We start from the raw sequence: 17,266 nt of genomic DNA on the forward strand, positions 1-17,266 counted from the left end.
GGAAAAAAATTCTCTTCTTTTGTCTTGGGATGAGATAGGATGCCTTTATTTGCTTCCGCACGTTGCAAAAAAGCCAGACAGATAAATTTCATCAATACGCTTACTCTTTTTCTTTTATAAATAGGAAATGAATTCGATAAAAAGGAAGATACACTAGCTTTTGTCTCTTAGGTTAAAATTTGAGACTAAAGGTAAAGGTGGCATAGGAGGAGCGGTTCATTTGTAAAAAAGGCGATTTATCAAAGGGAAACATTTCATCAATAAAATGCAGGGATTGGGAAAAGATTTATGTATGGATTGATAAGTTTTTCAGATGCATGGGACATTGAAAACTTTCCTCATCGTTTTATTGAAGACGTTCATTTTATTTTAAAAACGAAAACGCAATGTCAAGAGTTCTCTCTTATAACCAGCTCTGTGGTTTAGCCATTGGCTTTACCATTTTTACGTTTATAAAGATGCAAGTTGGCACTATCATTCTCTTTGCCAGCTTAAAATGTTGCGTCAGCCTTTGTATTGAGACGGTTTATAAGGAGCATTTTTATTCTTTTCTTGAAAATTAATCATGCTTGTGATGTGCAAGTAGATGATTTTGAGTGATTCACTATGAAAGAGTTTAAAATGAGAAAATCTTAGGATATTCTGGTTTTCATTCAACATAGAAAAAATGATGAATTACCTTTATAAATCAATATATTGACATGATACAGTTGTGAGGATTTATGCCCTCTTTGTCTAAGTGTACTCTCATACTACGAACTATAAATTTCACGGTGGGTTTTAGGAGAATAAGACAACTAAGAGAGCCGCGTTGGCAAAAAGTCAAGCCAAGATTTGGCTTCAAAGAGTTATACTATGATATAGATGTCTTGAGCCAAGCTTTGCGTTGTCTCTTAATGACATGGAACTGGAATACTATTATCCAAATACTTCACTTTATTGATAGAAATAAGAATACACAAACTATTGCTGATAAAAGTTATGGTTATGCTTCAGAAATACGTAGAAAGAGGGTAAAGTGGCAAAATTGCATCTGTGTTTTTTCTTCCTACTTTAACTAAGAAAACCACGCAAAATAACGGTGAACATCTTTATAAAATCACCATTTATCGAAAGCTTTTTCAATAAATTTAAGCATTTCAGATGCTAATAGTCTGATACAAAACCTCTTTTATAGGAGGGTTGGTCTCTGCTTTAAGTGTTTTCTGATTGAAAGAATGCGCTGCACAGGCTGTACAGATACAAGCTGCTGGGAAAATATGTGCTAAGCTGGTAAATTTTGGGAAAATTGACCGTGAGGACGAAATCGCCAGAGATAGCTTGGCAAGAGTGCCGCCATTGCTTTAGGGCGAATTCCTACTCCTTCTAAAGTGTAACCATTTTCTATAGCTTCTTGAGAAACAACGTTATCTATTTGCAAAAAGCGTATTTGATCCGCTGTTACCAATGTTGGCACAAGAGGCAATTTACCAATAGTTCCTAAAAGGCCTCCAATCAATAAACCAGCAGAAAGAGGCATAGAGAGAATTATTTTTTTGCGGTGAATGATTTTCAATATATATTCAAGAGCATTTTGAAATGTGATAATTTGCGGCCCCCCAAGATCATAGCTTTTTCCAGAGATAGCTTGTCCTTCTAAAGCGCGTACCATAAATTCAGCGATATCACCAACATATACAGGCTGTAATTTGCTTTGCCCTCCACCAAAAAGAGGCATGATCGGTAGAAAACGTAATAAGTTTGCCAAGCCATTAAAGAAACAGTCCTCTGGTCCAAAGATAATGGATGGGCGTACAATAATTGCTTGAGGATGCTCTTTATGAATGATTTTTTCACTCATAGATTTAATGCGTGTATACAAAAAAGAAGCATTTTGATTGGCGACAAGCGTTGACATGTAAATGAGAGGGATACTGGCTTCTGCTGTTAATTCGGAAACATTTTGTGCACCTTCAATTTGTGTTTTTTGAAAGTTTGGTTGATCTGCTTGTGCTAAGCTACCAGGAAGAAACACTGCGCCATCTGCACCTAGCAATGCCCGTGCAACAGAAGCACGATGCTTGACATCAACTTTAAGCATTTGGGTTTGTCCTACTTCTCCTATTTGGAGCATATAATAAGCTTTTTGTGGAAAACGGACGGCAATACGAACCCGATAACCACGTTTAGTTAAAGCGTCAACGACATATCGTCCTACGAAACCAGAGCCGCCGAAAACGGTAATAAGTTTAGGATGTTGATAAAGTGCATAATCAAGTTGCATGATCAAAAGGTCTATCTTTCAAAGCTCTATGAATAGTTAATTTCTAACATGGTGGTGTTTTATTGTCATGTAAAATATCACCGGCAAGGTAAAGAGACCCGCCTATCAGGACAATTGCCTCTGTATGCTGTGCGTTAATTTTCTGTAAGGCCTCTTGGAAATGGGTTTGCGGGTTGGCAAGGAGTCCTGCTTTTCGCGCTGATTCAGCTAAAATCGTTGGACAAATACCCGCGTTGTTATTGATCAACGGAATCGTATAAACTGTATCGACAAGGTTTTCTAAAGGACGAAAATAACCGACAGCATCCTTTGTATTGAGCATACCAACAACCATGAAAATAGGACGGTTTGATTTTTGTTTCCATTTCGTAAGTTCTGCCGCAACAATTTTTGCAGCAGCGGGATTGTGACCACCATCTAACCATAGATCAATACCGGGAGACATTTGATCAACCAAATTTCCATAGGTAAGATGCTGCATTCGCGCTGGCCAGTAAATATTTTGCAGCGCGTGCCTTATTGATTGTTCTGAAAGTCGAAAACCTGCTTGATAAACTGCTTCAAGGGAAGCACTGGCATTGACAATTTGGTGTGCTCCAATCAGGTTAGGCAATGGAAGATCCATGAGACCTTGATTATTTTGAAAGACCATACGTCCGTATTTTGTATAGCTTTGATAATCTTGATCAAACAAGGAATAAGGTGCTTTATTTTTATCAGCAAGGGTGATTAAAGTAGAGAGAGTTTCATCATGATCTTGCTTACTGATAACTACGGGAACTTCCGATTTGATAATTCCCCCTTTTTGAAAAGCGATTTGTGCAATTGTGTTTCCAAGAAAAGTCTCATGATCATAGTCAATGGGCATAATAAGGGATACAGCTGGCTTTTTAATCACATTTGTAGCATCAAAACGTCCTCCTAAGCCAACCTCTAAAATCACGACATCAGCTGGATGTGTGCTAAACAGTATAAAGGCAGCTGCGGTAAAAATTTCAAAAACAGTAATTAATTCTTGACCATTCGCTTTTACAATTTGCTGAATTGTTTCAGCCAATTGTTCTTCTGTGACAAGTTTTCCGCTTCCTTTTTGACCGATTCGGCAGCGTTCATTCCAATTAACCAAATGAGGTGAGCTGTAGACATGAACGCAGTAGCCGGCGCTTTCTAAAAGAGCGCGACAAATAGCTGAAGCGGATCCTTTGCCATTTGTTCCAGCAATATGAATAACAGGTGCAAGCTTTAAATGCGGATTATCAAGCTTTTCTAAAAGACGAAAAATACGTTCTAAAGAAAGATCGAATTTTTTTGAATAGTTTTTCAGTAAACTATCTACTATCCTTTGCACGTTTTGTTTTTTCATAGTTTAAGCAACTTTTGCTTTAGAAAACGATGCTTGAAAATTGGTTGAAGATGGATTGGAAGGATTAACAAAAGGGGGATATTTCATCATCAAACGTAAAAGTCGTGCAATGGTAGTTTTCATTTCTAAACGTGATACAACCATATCAATCATGCCATGTTTGAGCAGATATTCACTACTTTGAAAACCCTCTGGTAAGGTTTCGCGTATGGTTTGTTGAATCACACGTGGTCCGGCAAAACCAATCATCGCACCAGGTTCGGCAATGTGAATATCGCCAAGCATGGCGTAAGAAGCAGTAACTCCACCGGTAGTTGGATTGGTAAGAACTACAATGTAGGGAAGTTTTACTTCTTTCAGCATTTCAATAGCTACAGTTGTACGGGGCATTTGCATCAAGGAGAGTGTTCCTTCTTGCATGCGTGCACCGCCAGAAGCAGAAAAAAGAACCAACGGGCATTTTTCAGCAATGGCAGTATCAAAAGCTTTGATGATTGCCTCTCCTGAAGCCATACCAAGTGATCCCCCCATAAAGGCGAAGTCTTGAACAGTAGCTATAATCGGTAAGCCCTCAATAGTACCGTGTGCACTTAAAATATTATCATCAACTCCAAGTTTAGTACGATAATCTTTTAGCCGGTCAATATAACGTTTTTCATCACGAAACTTCAATGGATCTGTTACAACTTTTGGATTTTCAAGAGGTGTATAAACACCATCATCAAAAAAATGTGTGAGACGATTTTTGGCACTGATACGCATGTGATAACCAGAACTAGGGATTACATATTGATTAGCTTCTAGATCTTTATGGAATATCATCTCGCCACTAGTGGGATCTTTGATCCACAAATTTTCTGGAATTTCACGGCGTCCCAGTATGGAATTGATTTTAGGACGAACATAATTTGTAATCCAGTTCATCTTTGTAGCCTCTCTTTAAATTTTATACATTTTTTGCACAATTCAAGTAAATATAAGATTGAATGATCCATTCGCTTTGCTAGCTAAATAAACAAAACCACTTAATATTTTTAGTACACGTAGAGCTTGAACCTCGCTATTTTTTATCTCTAAATATTATAATAATAATTTGCATAAAATTATTTCTCATAAAAAATCTGTAGTGATTTTAAGAGTGCACGTGATTTGCTCTTTTGTTTTGATAAGTCTCATTGTTTATGTTTGTTGACAAATGCTCCATTTGTTTCTGATAAAGAACTAGTATTCAGTAAACTCTTAACACCAGTGATACGAGATTGAAACAAAAAAACCTTATGAATATAAATATCAATAAGGCTAAATAGTCCATAAAAACAATGAAGAGGATAACATTATGTTAGTGAAATGCTAGACAGGGGCAAGATTTTTTTGGTGATAGGAGGTAAGTGATTTTTTAAAGGACTAAAGTTGTTTTATGTTTACTCTTACTTGTACGCTTTGTGGATTCAGGCGCTTTTTTTTAAAAAACATCTCTCAAAGCACTCAAAACCATTTCATGACGATGTTTGTGAATGGTATAATGACAAATCCCTTGTACACCGCTTTTACACTTAGTAAAGGCGCAAGTCGGCACCATCATTATCTTTGTCTGCCCCCCCAATGTTGCTGAAAGCTTTTACATTGAGGCGGTTTATAAAGAGCATTTTTAATCCTTTAAATAGTTTTTACGCATACGCCAACTCTGCTTGTGACATACAAGTAAGAATTTTGAGTGATTCACTATGAGATGGTTTGCGATGAGAGAATCTTATTCGTGGTTCTAATTCAAGTTGAAAACGATGATTTATTATTGTAAATCAATGTCTTGTATTTAAGAAAATGCCTCACGCTTTTGTTTATCGCGTTCTTTAAATGGGGTCAAACTCCTCACGAAGAACAAAATGCTATTGTGTTGCAGATTTTATAAATGCGTTTCATTGTACTTAGACTTAGTATGATGCGTATAATGTCTTTTGAGAAAGCATTTTATGTAAGTGTGTCATAAGTGCTGCTGCGAAAAGTGGTGTTGCTAAATTAAGAAGTGGAATCGAAACAAAAAACGCGATCAACAACCCTGCGCCAAAAATTGTCATAGAGTGAACATGTAAAAAAGCACGCGCTTCTTGTTCGGATCGAAAGCGGTAGGCAGCAAACATGAAGTATTCACGGCCAAGCAAGTAGCCATTAATAACATAAAAGGCAATTAAATTAATACCTGGAACGAAAAACAAAATAAAAGCGATTGTATTACCGAAAAGGCTTAAAGTAACAAATTTTAAAGAGAGAATGAAAGACCGCCAAAGTGACAGGGCGTTTCCAATAGGTTGGTTTGGATAATCTTCTTTTTCAATAATTTCGGCAGCAGAATCAATAAAAAAGCTTCCAATCATAGCTGTAATTGGAGCAATTAAAAAAGCCATCAGTAAAGCTAAACCCAAATTAAAAATAATCAGTATGCTCAGTTCTAATAATCCTCTCCAATTTGATAAATCGAGAAAAAAATGAGCAATCCAAAGTGCAAAATAGGACATAAAAAGTTTACGTACAAACAACCATATAATGAAAAGTACAATAAAAGTGAGTCCTAATGCTTTCAATATCATCATGCGATATTGTGAAGTTAAGAGACGCTGGAAGGCGCGATATGCAGCAGTAGAAATCATAAATAATAAATAAAAAAAGAACAATAAAAAGACAAGAGATAGTTTATGAGGGAATGTAAATTATATGATTTAACATGCTTTAACTTGATGAATGGATGAGCAAGTTATTGTTTTACAGATAAGGAGGATTCTTTAATTATGGAACAGCATAGTAAGATTTGTGTATAGAACTATTAAAGTACATAGGACTTAGTATTGTAAGAAAATCATATTGATTTATAATAATAATTTATCTTTTTATAATTTTAATGAGAATCTCGAATCTTGTAAGAATCTCTCATTTCAAGCTTCCTATAATGAATCACTCAAAATGATTTATTTGCATTTTATGAGTGGGGTTGGTATTTGGGTAAAAACTCTTCAAGAAAGGAGAAAAAATGCCTTTTATAAACTATTTCAATGCAAAAGTTGTCGCAACATTTTGAGTTGGCAAAGAGAATGACCGGTGCCAGCTTGCGTCTTCATAAGTGTAAAGCTGGCGATGCACAATGGTTTTACCATTATACCTTTCGCAGATGTCATCGTAAAGTGTGAGTGGGTGTGCTGAGAGGTATTTCTTTAAAACAAGCACATGGATGTGCAACACAATGGTGTTCTGTTTTGTGTGAAGAGTGCGACCCCATTAAGAACGTGAGAAACAGAAGCGTTAGGCAATGTGTAATCTTCATTATTCAAGAGATATTGCTGTAGATAATTTTAAAAGAGCAACCATCAACACGAGCTCGTCTGAGATCAACCCGCAACATGATTATCAATGTTCTGTCTTTTGAGAGTAAGGAAGAGTGAGGAGGGTTTTTTGGGAACAATTTCTTTCAATATTCTTTGTTTTAGAATACTCGTCATTTTGGGGTGAGATGTGCTAAAAATGACTCAGTGATAATAACTGTTAGAATTATCATTGCAACATATTCTAGGAGTAAATTATGTTGAGATTGGGAGTGATTTATTAGTTTTTTACGTCTTTGTATGCAACCAGCCTTTGGAAGAGAAGGCATTGAGATTCTCTTCTTGCAAGCTCTATAGTTAAATTAATGTAGTTGGTAATACAGATATTTCTGTGTAATTTTATGAAATAAAATTACATTTCATTCTCTGTTGTATTTTTTGAGCAATATCAAGTTATCTAAAAAATTTTTAAGATAAAGAGTTTTTGTTAATTTTAGTGAGCAGAAGAAGAAAGGCAGAAAAATGAAACAACAATATCTGCTAATTTTTGCGCTATTTGTTGTTTACTCATATGCGGCCATTGTTCGATGTTTTCTTTGCTGACAAGATAAACTTGATTTGTGTCCTCTCCCATAACGTTTGTACCATCAGGGAGAGAAATGTTATTAGCAAGAATAAAATTGGCTCTTTTTTCAATACATTTCTTTTGCGCATTAGCAATGAGGTCACACGTTTCAGCCGCGAAACCAATGACAAGAGGAGGGCGGTTTGAAGCATGACCAATTGTTGCTAAAATATCAGGGTTTTCGACCATCTGTAAGGAGGGGGGCGTTTTATTAGCACTCTTTTTGATTTTGTGCAGAGATTGCGTTTGGCTGCGCCAGTCACAAACGGCGGCAACAAAAATTGCTCCATCAACGGGTAATGCTTCTTGCACAGCTTGTAACATTTGATATGCTGTTTCAACATGAGTAGTTTTCACTTCTGGTGGATCAGCAAGATCCACGGGTCCACAAATAAGCGTTACTTTAGCACCTAAGTTGGCTAAAGCTTTTGCAATAGCGTGGCCCTGTTTACCCGAAGAGCGATTGGCAAGATAACGCACTGGATCAATGGGTTCATGGGTGGGGCCAGAGGTAACAATGAAATGGCGACCAGAAAGTGGTTTTTCTTTTATATTCAAAAGAGTTTCTACTGCTCCTACAATAGTTAAGGGTTCGCTTAGGCGCCCTAGACCTGCTTCGTCGCGCTCAGCCATTTTGCCGATTTCTGGTCCGACTATATGAACGCCATCTGCGCACAGTTGTGCGACATTGCGAACAGTTGCTGGATGTGTCCACATGGCTGGATTCATAGCCGGTGCAATCAAGAGTGGACAACGTGCTGCTAACAGCACACAATCAGCCAGATCTTCCCCTCTACCGGTTACTATTTTTGCAATACGATTGGCAGTAGCTGGTGCTAAAATGATCAAATCAGCATCTCGTGCTAATCGGATATGGCCAATATCATGTTCTTCTTCGCGTGAAAATAAATCATTATACACAGTACGGCCACTCAGCGTTTCAGCCGCTAAAGGAGTAATAAATTTTTGTGCTGCTTTTGTCATAATAATATCTAAGCGTGCTCCCCGTTCTTGCAAACGGCGAATTAGATCAAGCGCTTTATAGGCAGCAATACTCCCACCAATAATAAGAAGGATAGATTTTGATTGCAATGATTGCGTTTCTATAGGTTTTACTTGAGATGATGAAATTGTTGGCATTGTGAAATTACTTAAAAGGCGACGTGCTTCTTCTTCCATAGAAACACCATTTTGTGCAGCACGTATGCGCAAAATTTCTTTGACTTTAATTGGAAGATTGCGAATGGTAAGGCTGGCCATAAAATATACCCAAAAAAGAAAATGATAGCAATGATTTCATTATAAATGTTTTTTTAGTATATTCAACAGATCAAAAAAAATGCAAAAGGTAAAAAGTCAGACAAATACAACAAAGCGCAATGATGAAGAGGCTATAACGGCCATAACGACTAGAGCGACTTTGTTCGACCGCAAGTTGTTTGAGTGTAGTGGGAGAAAGATTAAACCCTGTTTCTATCATTTGATTGAAGTTTTCTTCAATACGTTGGAAATTTTGTATCAACTGTGGTGTTTTACGCGCTAGCGAAAAAAGTGCCTGCGCTCCTTCACTAAAATCTTTTGCCATTCCTACGGGCCCTAAATTTTTGCTAATCCATTCTTTAACAATAGGTTCAGAAGCTTTCCACATATTAAAATTGGGATCTAAGTTGCGAGCAACACCTTCCACGACAACCATAGTTTTTTGGAGTAATAAAAGTTCAGGTCGCGTTTGCATGTCAAATAATTCAGTAACTTCAAACAACAGTGTAAGTAACTTTGCCATAGAAATGCTCTGAGCTGATTGTCCGTGAATTGGTTCACCAATGGCGCGATTGGCTTGAGCAAAGCTCTCAATATTGTGGTGTGGAGGCACGTATCCTGCTTCAAAATGAGCGCGTGCTACCCGATAATAATCGCGAGTAATAAAGCCATAAAGAATTTCAGCAAGGAAATGCTTTTCTTTTTTGCCAAGTCGTCCTGTAATTCCTAAATCGACAGCAACAATACATCCTTGTAAGTCTACAAATAAATTACCAGGATGCATATCAGCATGAAAAAAACCATCACGCAATGTATGACGAAGGAAAGATTGAATAAGCGTAATTGCGAGTGCTTGCAAATCGAAACCCGCTTTTTTGAGGGTAGAAATTTCGGATATTCTTATACCGTCAATCCATTCCATTGTGAGAACATTGCGTCCTGTTCGCTCCCAATCAATTTTTGGTACCCGAAAGCCTGTATCATGTTGAATATTTTCAGCCATTTCTGATATAGCCGCTGCTTCTAATCGCAAATCCATTTCAATTCGTGTGGTTTGTGCCAAAGTATCAACGACACAAACAGGACGTAGACGTCGAGTTGCGGGTACATAGCGTTCTTGTAAATGGGCAATAAGGTAGAAGCTTCTAAGGTCTTTTGCAAAACGCGTTCTAATATTGGGGCGAATAACCTTAACAGCACATTTTTTTATAAGACCTGTTTCATCATAGTACTCAGCTGGATGAACTTGAGCAATAGAGGCGGCGGCAATAGGAGGATAAAAGTTTGCGAATAAATCATTGATAGAACGACCAAGCGAACTTTCAATTTGATCAATGGCAGCTGTACAGGAAAATGTTTGAACACGATCTTGTAGCTGTACTAAATCTTCCGCAATATCACGTCCTACAATATCGGGTCTGGTAGCGAGAAATTGACCAAGTTTTATGTAAGAAGGACCAAGTCTATTGATGGCATATGAAATATTTTCAGATCGTTGCTTTTTTTTTGTTTTACGCCGCGCTAACATCCCTGCGATACGGTGGCATAATGCTGGAAATCCTTGAAGATCATCGCCTGGAAGAGCACTCAAAACACCTTCACGTGCTAAAACCCATCCGGCACGCATTAATTGAAAGTAAGTAGAAATTTGCACCATTTTTTAAATCTTCCAGGCTGAATGCAGCGCTGCGATTGCGCCCGTGAGATTGCGATACGATACTCGCGAAAAACCTGCATGATTGACCATATGGGCAAAATCATCTTGCTTAGGAAATTTGCGAATAGACTCAACCAAATAACGATAAGCATCACCATCATTTGCAATGAGTTGACCAAGCTTAGGGATAGCACGGAAAGACCAAAGATCGTAAATTTTATCAAGCAGAGGTATCTCAACATTTGAAAATTCTAAACATAAAAAACGTCCACCCGGTTTTAAAACACGAAAAGCTTCCCTAAGAGCTTGATCAATATGCGGGACATTGCGAATTCCAAAGGCAATAGTATAAGCATCAAAACTTTGATCTTCAAAAGGCAAATGTTCTGCATTTGCTTCAACAAAGTCAATCAGAGAAACAAGACCATTTTTTTCTGCGCGTTTTTTTCCAACGCTAAGCATCGAACCATTAATATCAAGCACTGTAGCATGGGCTTTTTGACGTGAAGCGTTAAGAATGCGAAAAGCAATATCACCGGTTCCTCCAGCCACATCCAAAACTTTCCAATGAGAAACTACTGGTGGAGAAAGCCATGCGACCATGGCGTTTTTCCACATACGGTGTAATCCAAGTGACAAAATGTCATTCATCTTGTCATAGTTTTCAGCGACAGAATGAAAAACACTATCAACCATGGATTGCTTTTGCTCTTCATCAATTTTTGTAAAGCCAAAAGAGTATTCCATGCCTCCTTTGATTCCTATACGTTCTGTTTCAGCTGTCATATGCGTGACCTTCCTTATTTTTTTGTCGTAAATGAAGTGTAGAGGGAATGTTCAAATATACAAAAGCCCTCTATAAAACCACGACGTTTATACAGCCAGAAACAGAAGAGTACCTTTAGATATCAAGATTAGCAACACTTAAGGCATTATCTTGAATAAAAGCCCGCCGTGGTTCAACTTCATCACCCATCAAACGGGAAAAGAGTGAATCTGCATCAGTTGCATCATTGATTTTAACTTGTAAAAGAGCGCGCGCATCAGGATTAAGCGTCGTTTCCCAAAGCTGTTCAGCATTCATTTCTCCAAGACCTTTATAACGCTGAAGCGTTATACTTTTTTTACCATTTGTAAAAATGCTTTCTAAGAGACTCATAGGTCCAAAAATACGTTCTGATTTATCTTTACGATGTAAGAGAGGGGGAGAGCTATATATTTCCATAAGATTTTGGGAAACACGATCAATTTGGCGTGCATCAGCTGAATTGATAAGTCCTGCATCAAGGGTAATGACATCTTTAACTCCGCGTAAAACGCGTTCACAACATAAATCTCCATTTGGTGTGAACTCACCGTTCCAGCCGCGTTCCATATCATCGGCAATCAAATCAAGACGATTTGCTACATTATCAGCTGTTTTTTGGGATTTTTCTGGTGTTGCAAAAGCTTCAGGATTAAAAGCCCCAACAATTGCTGCTTGTTCAACAATATCGCGATTATAGCGCGTATGAAGACTATTTAAAAGTTGGCGTAACACGCGGGCATCTTCGGCGAGTTGACGCAAATCAGCACCTGTACGAATTTCTCCCGTTGAGAGTTCTAATGTTGTTTCTTCTAATCCAGTATCAATCAAAAACTCTTCGAATGCTGCTTCATTTTTGATATACTGAAAAGACTTTCCCCGTGTTACTTTATAAAGAGGCGGTTGAGCAATATAAAGGTGTCCTCGCTCAATCAATTCGGGCATTTGTCTAAAAAAGAAAGTAAGGAGCAGGGTGCGGATATGTGCACCATCAACGTCTGCATCGGTCATAATGATGATTTTATGGTAGCGCAATTTATCTGGCGAAAATTCGTCTTTACCAATGGACGTTCCAAGGGCAGTGATGAGTGTTCCAATCATATCAGATGAGAGCATGCGGTCGAATCGTGCCCGTTCGACATTAAGGATTTTACCGCGCAGCGGCAAAATTGCTTGATTTTGACGAGAACGTCCACTTTTTGCTGAACCACCAGCAGAATCTCCCTCAACGATGAAGATCTCCGATTTTGCTGGATCACGTTCTTGGCAATCGGCGAGCTTTCCAGGCAAGGAGGTAATATCAAGGGCTCCTTTTCGTCTTGTGAGTTCACGTGCTTTGCGCGCAGCTTCACGAGCAGCCGCAGCCTCTACTACTTTACTTGTAACAATTTTTGCCTCATTAGGATGTTCTTCTAGCCATGCAGAGAGACCTTCATTTACCAGATTTTCAACAATAGGTCGTACTTCAGAGGAAACCAATTTATCTTTTGTTTGCGAAGAAAATTTGGGATCGGGAACTTTAACTGAAAGAATAGCTGTAAGTCCTTCGCGGCAATCATCACCGGTGAGGTTCACTTTTTCCTTTTTTGCAATACCTGAAGATTCAGCATAACCATTAATTTGACGAGTTAAAGCACTGCGAAAACCCACCAAATGAGTTCCACCATCACGCTGAGGGATATTATTAGTAAAACACAAGACTTTTTCATGATAGGAATCATTCCACCATAAAGCAACATCAACGCTCATCCCATCTTTTTCACTTGCAATGTAAATAGGATAATCAAGTAGCGCTTTTTTGGATTGATCAATATATTTGACAAATTCAGTTAATCCACCCTCATAATGCAACTCAACAGATTTGATATCGGCGTGGCGTTGATCAACAAGGAGGATATGCACACCAGAATTCAAAAAAGCCAATTCCCGTAAACGACGTTCCAAGGTTTCAAAATCAAATTCAACCATGGTAAAAGTTTCAGAACTTGGTAAAAATCTGATCTCTGTTCCACTTTCTGCATCGCAATCACCAACAATTTTTAGTGGAGCATTAGCAACTCCGTGGGTAAAGGACATTTCATAGATTTTGCCATTGCGTCTGATTTGCAATTGCAACCAAACTGAGAGCGCGTTGACAACAGAGACGCCAACGCCGTGTAATCCTCCCGAAACTTTGTAAGAATTTTGATCAAACTTTCCGCCGGCATGAAGTTGAGTCATGATGACCTCGGCTGCTGAAACGCCTTCTGTTGGATGAATATCGGTAGGGATTCCGCGTCCGTTATCACGAACAGAACAGGAGCCATCAGCGTGGAGTATCACGTTTACAAGAGTAGCATGACCGGCTAAGGCTTCATCAATAGCGTTGTCTACAACCTCATAGACCATATGATGCAAGCCTGAACCATCATCTGTATCGCCAATATACATACCAGGACGTTTACGTACAGCATCAAGACCTTTGAGGACTTTGATAGAAGCAGCACTATAGTCATCATCCTCCACTTGTGAGGTTAATTCATTACTCATAAGTTAATCCATTCCTGTATTTAATTTGCGATATTTCATCAGCTATTTCGGAGCTTAACATTTTTGCCAGTTATTTATGAAATAACCACATTTAAACATTTACCGTATATCAGATCTATATTCAACATCTGTCGATATAGAATAAGTGGAAGCTATCCATATTACACAATTACTTAGAACGATTTTTTTTACACGCAAACGATATTATCCTGTTAGGTTGCGTTTGTAGATGTAAAAAGAGGCGCAGAGGGTTTAATGAAGTTTATCTCTACGAATTATTAATGTTTGAGGGTAGATGATAGTTATAGTGAAGCATTACAATTACACAAACAGTAAAATATTATTGCGTCTTTATGATGATGAGTAAGAAGTGTATAGCAAGCTATAACGAAATCAATTTTTATGCTTTTATTAAGTGCTCGTTTTCACTATACAATAATTGGCTTTATAAAACGATAACATTTGTTTTGCTTATACTTACATAATTGCTTAAAAACTGACGATTTATCCTTACATCGTAGTTTTTTTCACGTGAAAAGTTTGAGAAAATTTTATGGTGTTGCCAAAAATGTTTACAGCTTATTGTTTGTATAAGAAGAATTAGAATGTGCTTTTCAAGAGCAAAATTTGCGTTTACTCAAAAGAAAAGCATAAGAAATGCTCTTAATTCAGCAAAGATATTGAAGAAAATAAAATGAACGATATGCTAAGAATACAGAGATTTTTTTATTCTCCATTTTTACTTATGATATGCACCATATTCTCAATAGGAAATGTCTATATAGCGCTGTCAATCTGTTTTTACAAGTATGACGCCAAGGATTTGTACGAGCACTTGTAAAGATAGGAAGACGCAAAGCCAGTTGTGTTATGCTTGTTGTTTTGCAAAATGTTTTATAAAAAGCCGGGATATTTCTCCAATTTGTGGCTGGTCTATTAGTGGTTTTATAAAGTTGTTTTTTAGTAAAGTCTGTGCTTTTTCTGTTAACTATAAATCAACATCTAAATCTAGCACGGCAGTATGTTTGAGATAAAGATTAAGGCAGTTTAGTGTTTTTTCTGCTGTTGCAGCTTTTGTACGCTAGATTGGAGTGAGAACATTGCATATATCCGTTTTTATAATCTCTGAAACGGGGAAACAATTTTATTTGGGGGGAATATGAAGTTGGTAAAGTAGAAACCAGCTCCCAGTCTTATTATTATCCTTTAATTCGGCTTTACGATTTTCAAAAACATTGAATAGCAATGATATTTTAAAATAATGGAGAGTGCGCATTGCCTCACGCTTTTGTGTCTCACGTTCTTTAATAGGGTGATACCCTTCAACGCAAAACAGAGCTCCATTCTGTTGCTCATTTACGCATTTATTTTAAAAAGACATCTCCATCAATACACTTAAGACCCTTTTACAATCATGACGGCGTCTGTGAAGTATATAATTGGGAAATCCATTGGGCACCACCCTTTTTACGCTTATGAAAGCGTAAGCCGGCATCGTCATTCTCTTTGCCAGCTCAAAACGTTGAGATAACACTTGCATTAAGACGGTTCATAAGGGGCATTTTTTAATCTTTTAAGTGGTTTTTACTCTCTAAGCCATAGGATAATTAGAGTCTAACCCAAACATGGTGTAAAAAAGAAGCTTTTTATCAAATCACAAGAAAACACGTCTAAGGTTTCTAGTTTATCGAAGAATACTTCGATAAGAGGACTTTATTTGTAAAGGTGTTTCATGCTTATTGTCACTGTTTTTTTAAATTGAATGGGAAGAAAATAAAAAGATGCACTTTTGCGTCCTCATTTGTTTTCTTGGTGCATATGAATATAACCTTTATCAGCAATATAACTTGTCTATTTTATTTGCTTTAACAAGCTGAGATGTGTGAATAACAGCATGCCAGTGCCTCAAGCCATGAGAAGATAAAGATCGACTTAAGCCATCCACCATAGCATGATTCTTCCCAGCCAAATCAATATTTTCTCCCATGATGACCTTCATAGTCAGCCGCATAGGGATAAATTTAGACAAAAGTGGCATTGATCTTCAAAACCATCATCATAATCCATAGTCTTTAGAAAGCACTTTTAAAACCAGGTGCTTCTTCAATAAAACAATTGGGAAGGTTTTCAATTTTCACGTGAAATTAGAAAAACTTATCTTCAATAAACTGATTTTTATATTTTATGTAAGAATTCTCTCTGGAAATACGCCTATTCTTTATAAATAGAAAGTTCCCATTTCTTCAATCTCAAATTTTAACAGAGAGATACACAGAAATTAGCGTTTTCCGTTTGTGCTAAAGAAATCGCTTCCTTCACAATAGTTTTCTTTGTGCACTTATTTAAGGAACTTGTCACTAAAATTTTGATATTTCCCAAAAATTCTAAAATTCCCAATATATTTTTGAAAAATAAAGGCAAATTGTTAAATTTTGTAACAGTTCCAAAAAATACTAGGCATTTTTATTGAATAAAGTACCTGGTATTTCAGTTAAGTGCGTTAGATATTATAACTGAGAACAGTTACATTTTAACTTTGTAAAATGGGGAATAAGATTTTGAAAATAAAGAAATTTATAAATAGATTCAATGCTTTCATTGGAGTTCTCTTTATAGCGTGGGGATTTCTGCTTTCCTCTTTTGCTGAGGCTGAAAAGGCTGGAAAACTACCCTCTTTTTTTAATTCACATGAACGTTTGGTACAACCTGACACGTCAGGTATAATTCGCTTGCGTTTTGTAACAACTTTTGATTTTCCTCCTTTTAACTTTCTTGACAGAACAGGGCACCTTGCAGGCTATAATATCGATTTATTGCGTGCTATTTGTTCAAAATTAAACCTTAAAAAATTCTGTGAGGTAGAAGTTGTTCCTTGGGAAGAGCTCGTAGATCATGTAAAAAATGGTAACGCAGAAGTGATTATTGCAGGTTTAAAAGAAACAATTGAGACACATCAAGATCTTGTTTTTACAGGATCTTATTTGCGTTTTCCAGCTCGATTTGTTGGGTCTCGATTTGTTGCATCTCAACTTTTAAATCTCGACGAACCAATAAGCAATAAACTGATACATTTAAACAGTGGCGTTTTATCCCAAAGTGCGCACGAAAAACTGTTTAGTAGTTATTTTCCTGAAGTCCAATCGCAAGGATTTAAAAATAGGGTGGAGCTCTATAAAGCGCTGCAAGATCATAAAATTGATCTTATTTTTGATGATGGATTTGCTTTATCTTTATGGCTAAATGATCCAAAATCTGCTGATTGTTGCTATTTTGTTGGAGGGGCTTATATGGCTCCACAGTTATTAGGGCAAGGAATGCAGCTCGCTGTTGCAAAAAAGAACGAACAATTGGTTGATATACTCAATTATGCTCTGAAATCTCTAGAGGATGATGGTAAGCTTACAGAACTTTATCTACGTTATTTTCCAATCAGTTTTTATTGAAGCATGCTTT

At 37.2% G+C, this 17,266-nt stretch carries 9 protein-coding genes; 1 reads left to right on the top strand and 8 read right to left on the bottom strand.

Features of this window, described 5'->3' with window-relative positions:
- Positions 1 to 1,264 precede the first annotated feature (1,264 nt).
- From O9A_RS01585 to gyrB, 8 genes are all read right to left on the bottom strand, one after another.
- Positions 1,265 to 2,263, bottom strand: a complete 999-nt coding sequence (locus O9A_RS01585) for a complex I NDUFA9 subunit family protein (RefSeq protein WP_034458132.1) — start codon at positions 2,261 to 2,263, stop codon at positions 1,265 to 1,267.
- Between the two features lie 43 nt (positions 2,264 to 2,306).
- Positions 2,307 to 3,626 (bottom strand): bifunctional folylpolyglutamate synthase/dihydrofolate synthase, encoded by a 1,320-nt coding sequence (locus O9A_RS01590; protein ID WP_034458134.1) that lies wholly within the window; start codon positions 3,624 to 3,626, stop codon positions 2,307 to 2,309.
- A 3-nt stretch (positions 3,627 to 3,629) separates the two neighbouring features.
- Entirely contained in the window at positions 3,630 to 4,550 is a 921-nt protein-coding gene (accD, locus tag O9A_RS01595) for an acetyl-CoA carboxylase, carboxyltransferase subunit beta (protein WP_034458136.1), read from the bottom strand.
- A 1,007-nt stretch (positions 4,551 to 5,557) separates the two neighbouring features.
- Positions 5,558 to 6,271, bottom strand: coding sequence for a sulfate transporter family protein (locus O9A_RS01600; RefSeq protein ID WP_034458138.1), 714 nt, complete (start codon positions 6,269 to 6,271; stop codon positions 5,558 to 5,560).
- 1,159 nt (positions 6,272 to 7,430) lie between these two features.
- Positions 7,431 to 8,822 (bottom strand): bifunctional phosphopantothenoylcysteine decarboxylase/phosphopantothenate--cysteine ligase CoaBC, encoded by a 1,392-nt coding sequence (gene coaBC / locus O9A_RS01610; protein WP_034458143.1) that lies wholly within the window; start codon positions 8,820 to 8,822, stop codon positions 7,431 to 7,433.
- Between the two features lie 70 nt (positions 8,823 to 8,892).
- Positions 8,893 to 10,479: a 2-polyprenylphenol 6-hydroxylase gene (ubiB, locus tag O9A_RS01615; protein WP_034458145.1), complete on the bottom strand. Its 1,587-nt coding sequence runs from the start codon at positions 10,477 to 10,479 to the stop codon at positions 8,893 to 8,895.
- 3 nt (positions 10,480 to 10,482) lie between these two features.
- Positions 10,483 to 11,265, bottom strand: a complete 783-nt coding sequence (gene ubiE / locus O9A_RS01620) for a bifunctional demethylmenaquinone methyltransferase/2-methoxy-6-polyprenyl-1,4-benzoquinol methylase UbiE (RefSeq protein ID WP_034458147.1) — start codon at positions 11,263 to 11,265, stop codon at positions 10,483 to 10,485.
- Between the two features lie 115 nt (positions 11,266 to 11,380).
- The gene (gyrB, locus tag O9A_RS01625) at positions 11,381 to 13,813 is read right to left on the bottom strand and encodes a DNA topoisomerase (ATP-hydrolyzing) subunit B (protein ID WP_034458149.1); all 2,433 of its coding nucleotides are present in this window, start codon (positions 13,811 to 13,813) and stop codon (positions 11,381 to 11,383) included.
- 2,558 nt (positions 13,814 to 16,371) lie between these two features.
- Here gyrB and O9A_RS01630 point away from each other — a divergent pair.
- A complete protein-coding gene (locus O9A_RS01630) occupies positions 16,372 to 17,256 on the top strand; it encodes an ABC transporter substrate-binding protein (protein ID WP_034460158.1) in 885 nt (294 codons plus the stop codon).
- The last annotated feature ends 10 nt before the right edge of the window (positions 17,257 to 17,266 follow it).

The organism is Bartonella koehlerae C-29 (assembly GCF_000706625.1).
In the GTDB taxonomy this organism is placed as follows: domain Bacteria; phylum Pseudomonadota; class Alphaproteobacteria; order Rhizobiales; family Rhizobiaceae; genus Bartonella; species Bartonella koehlerae.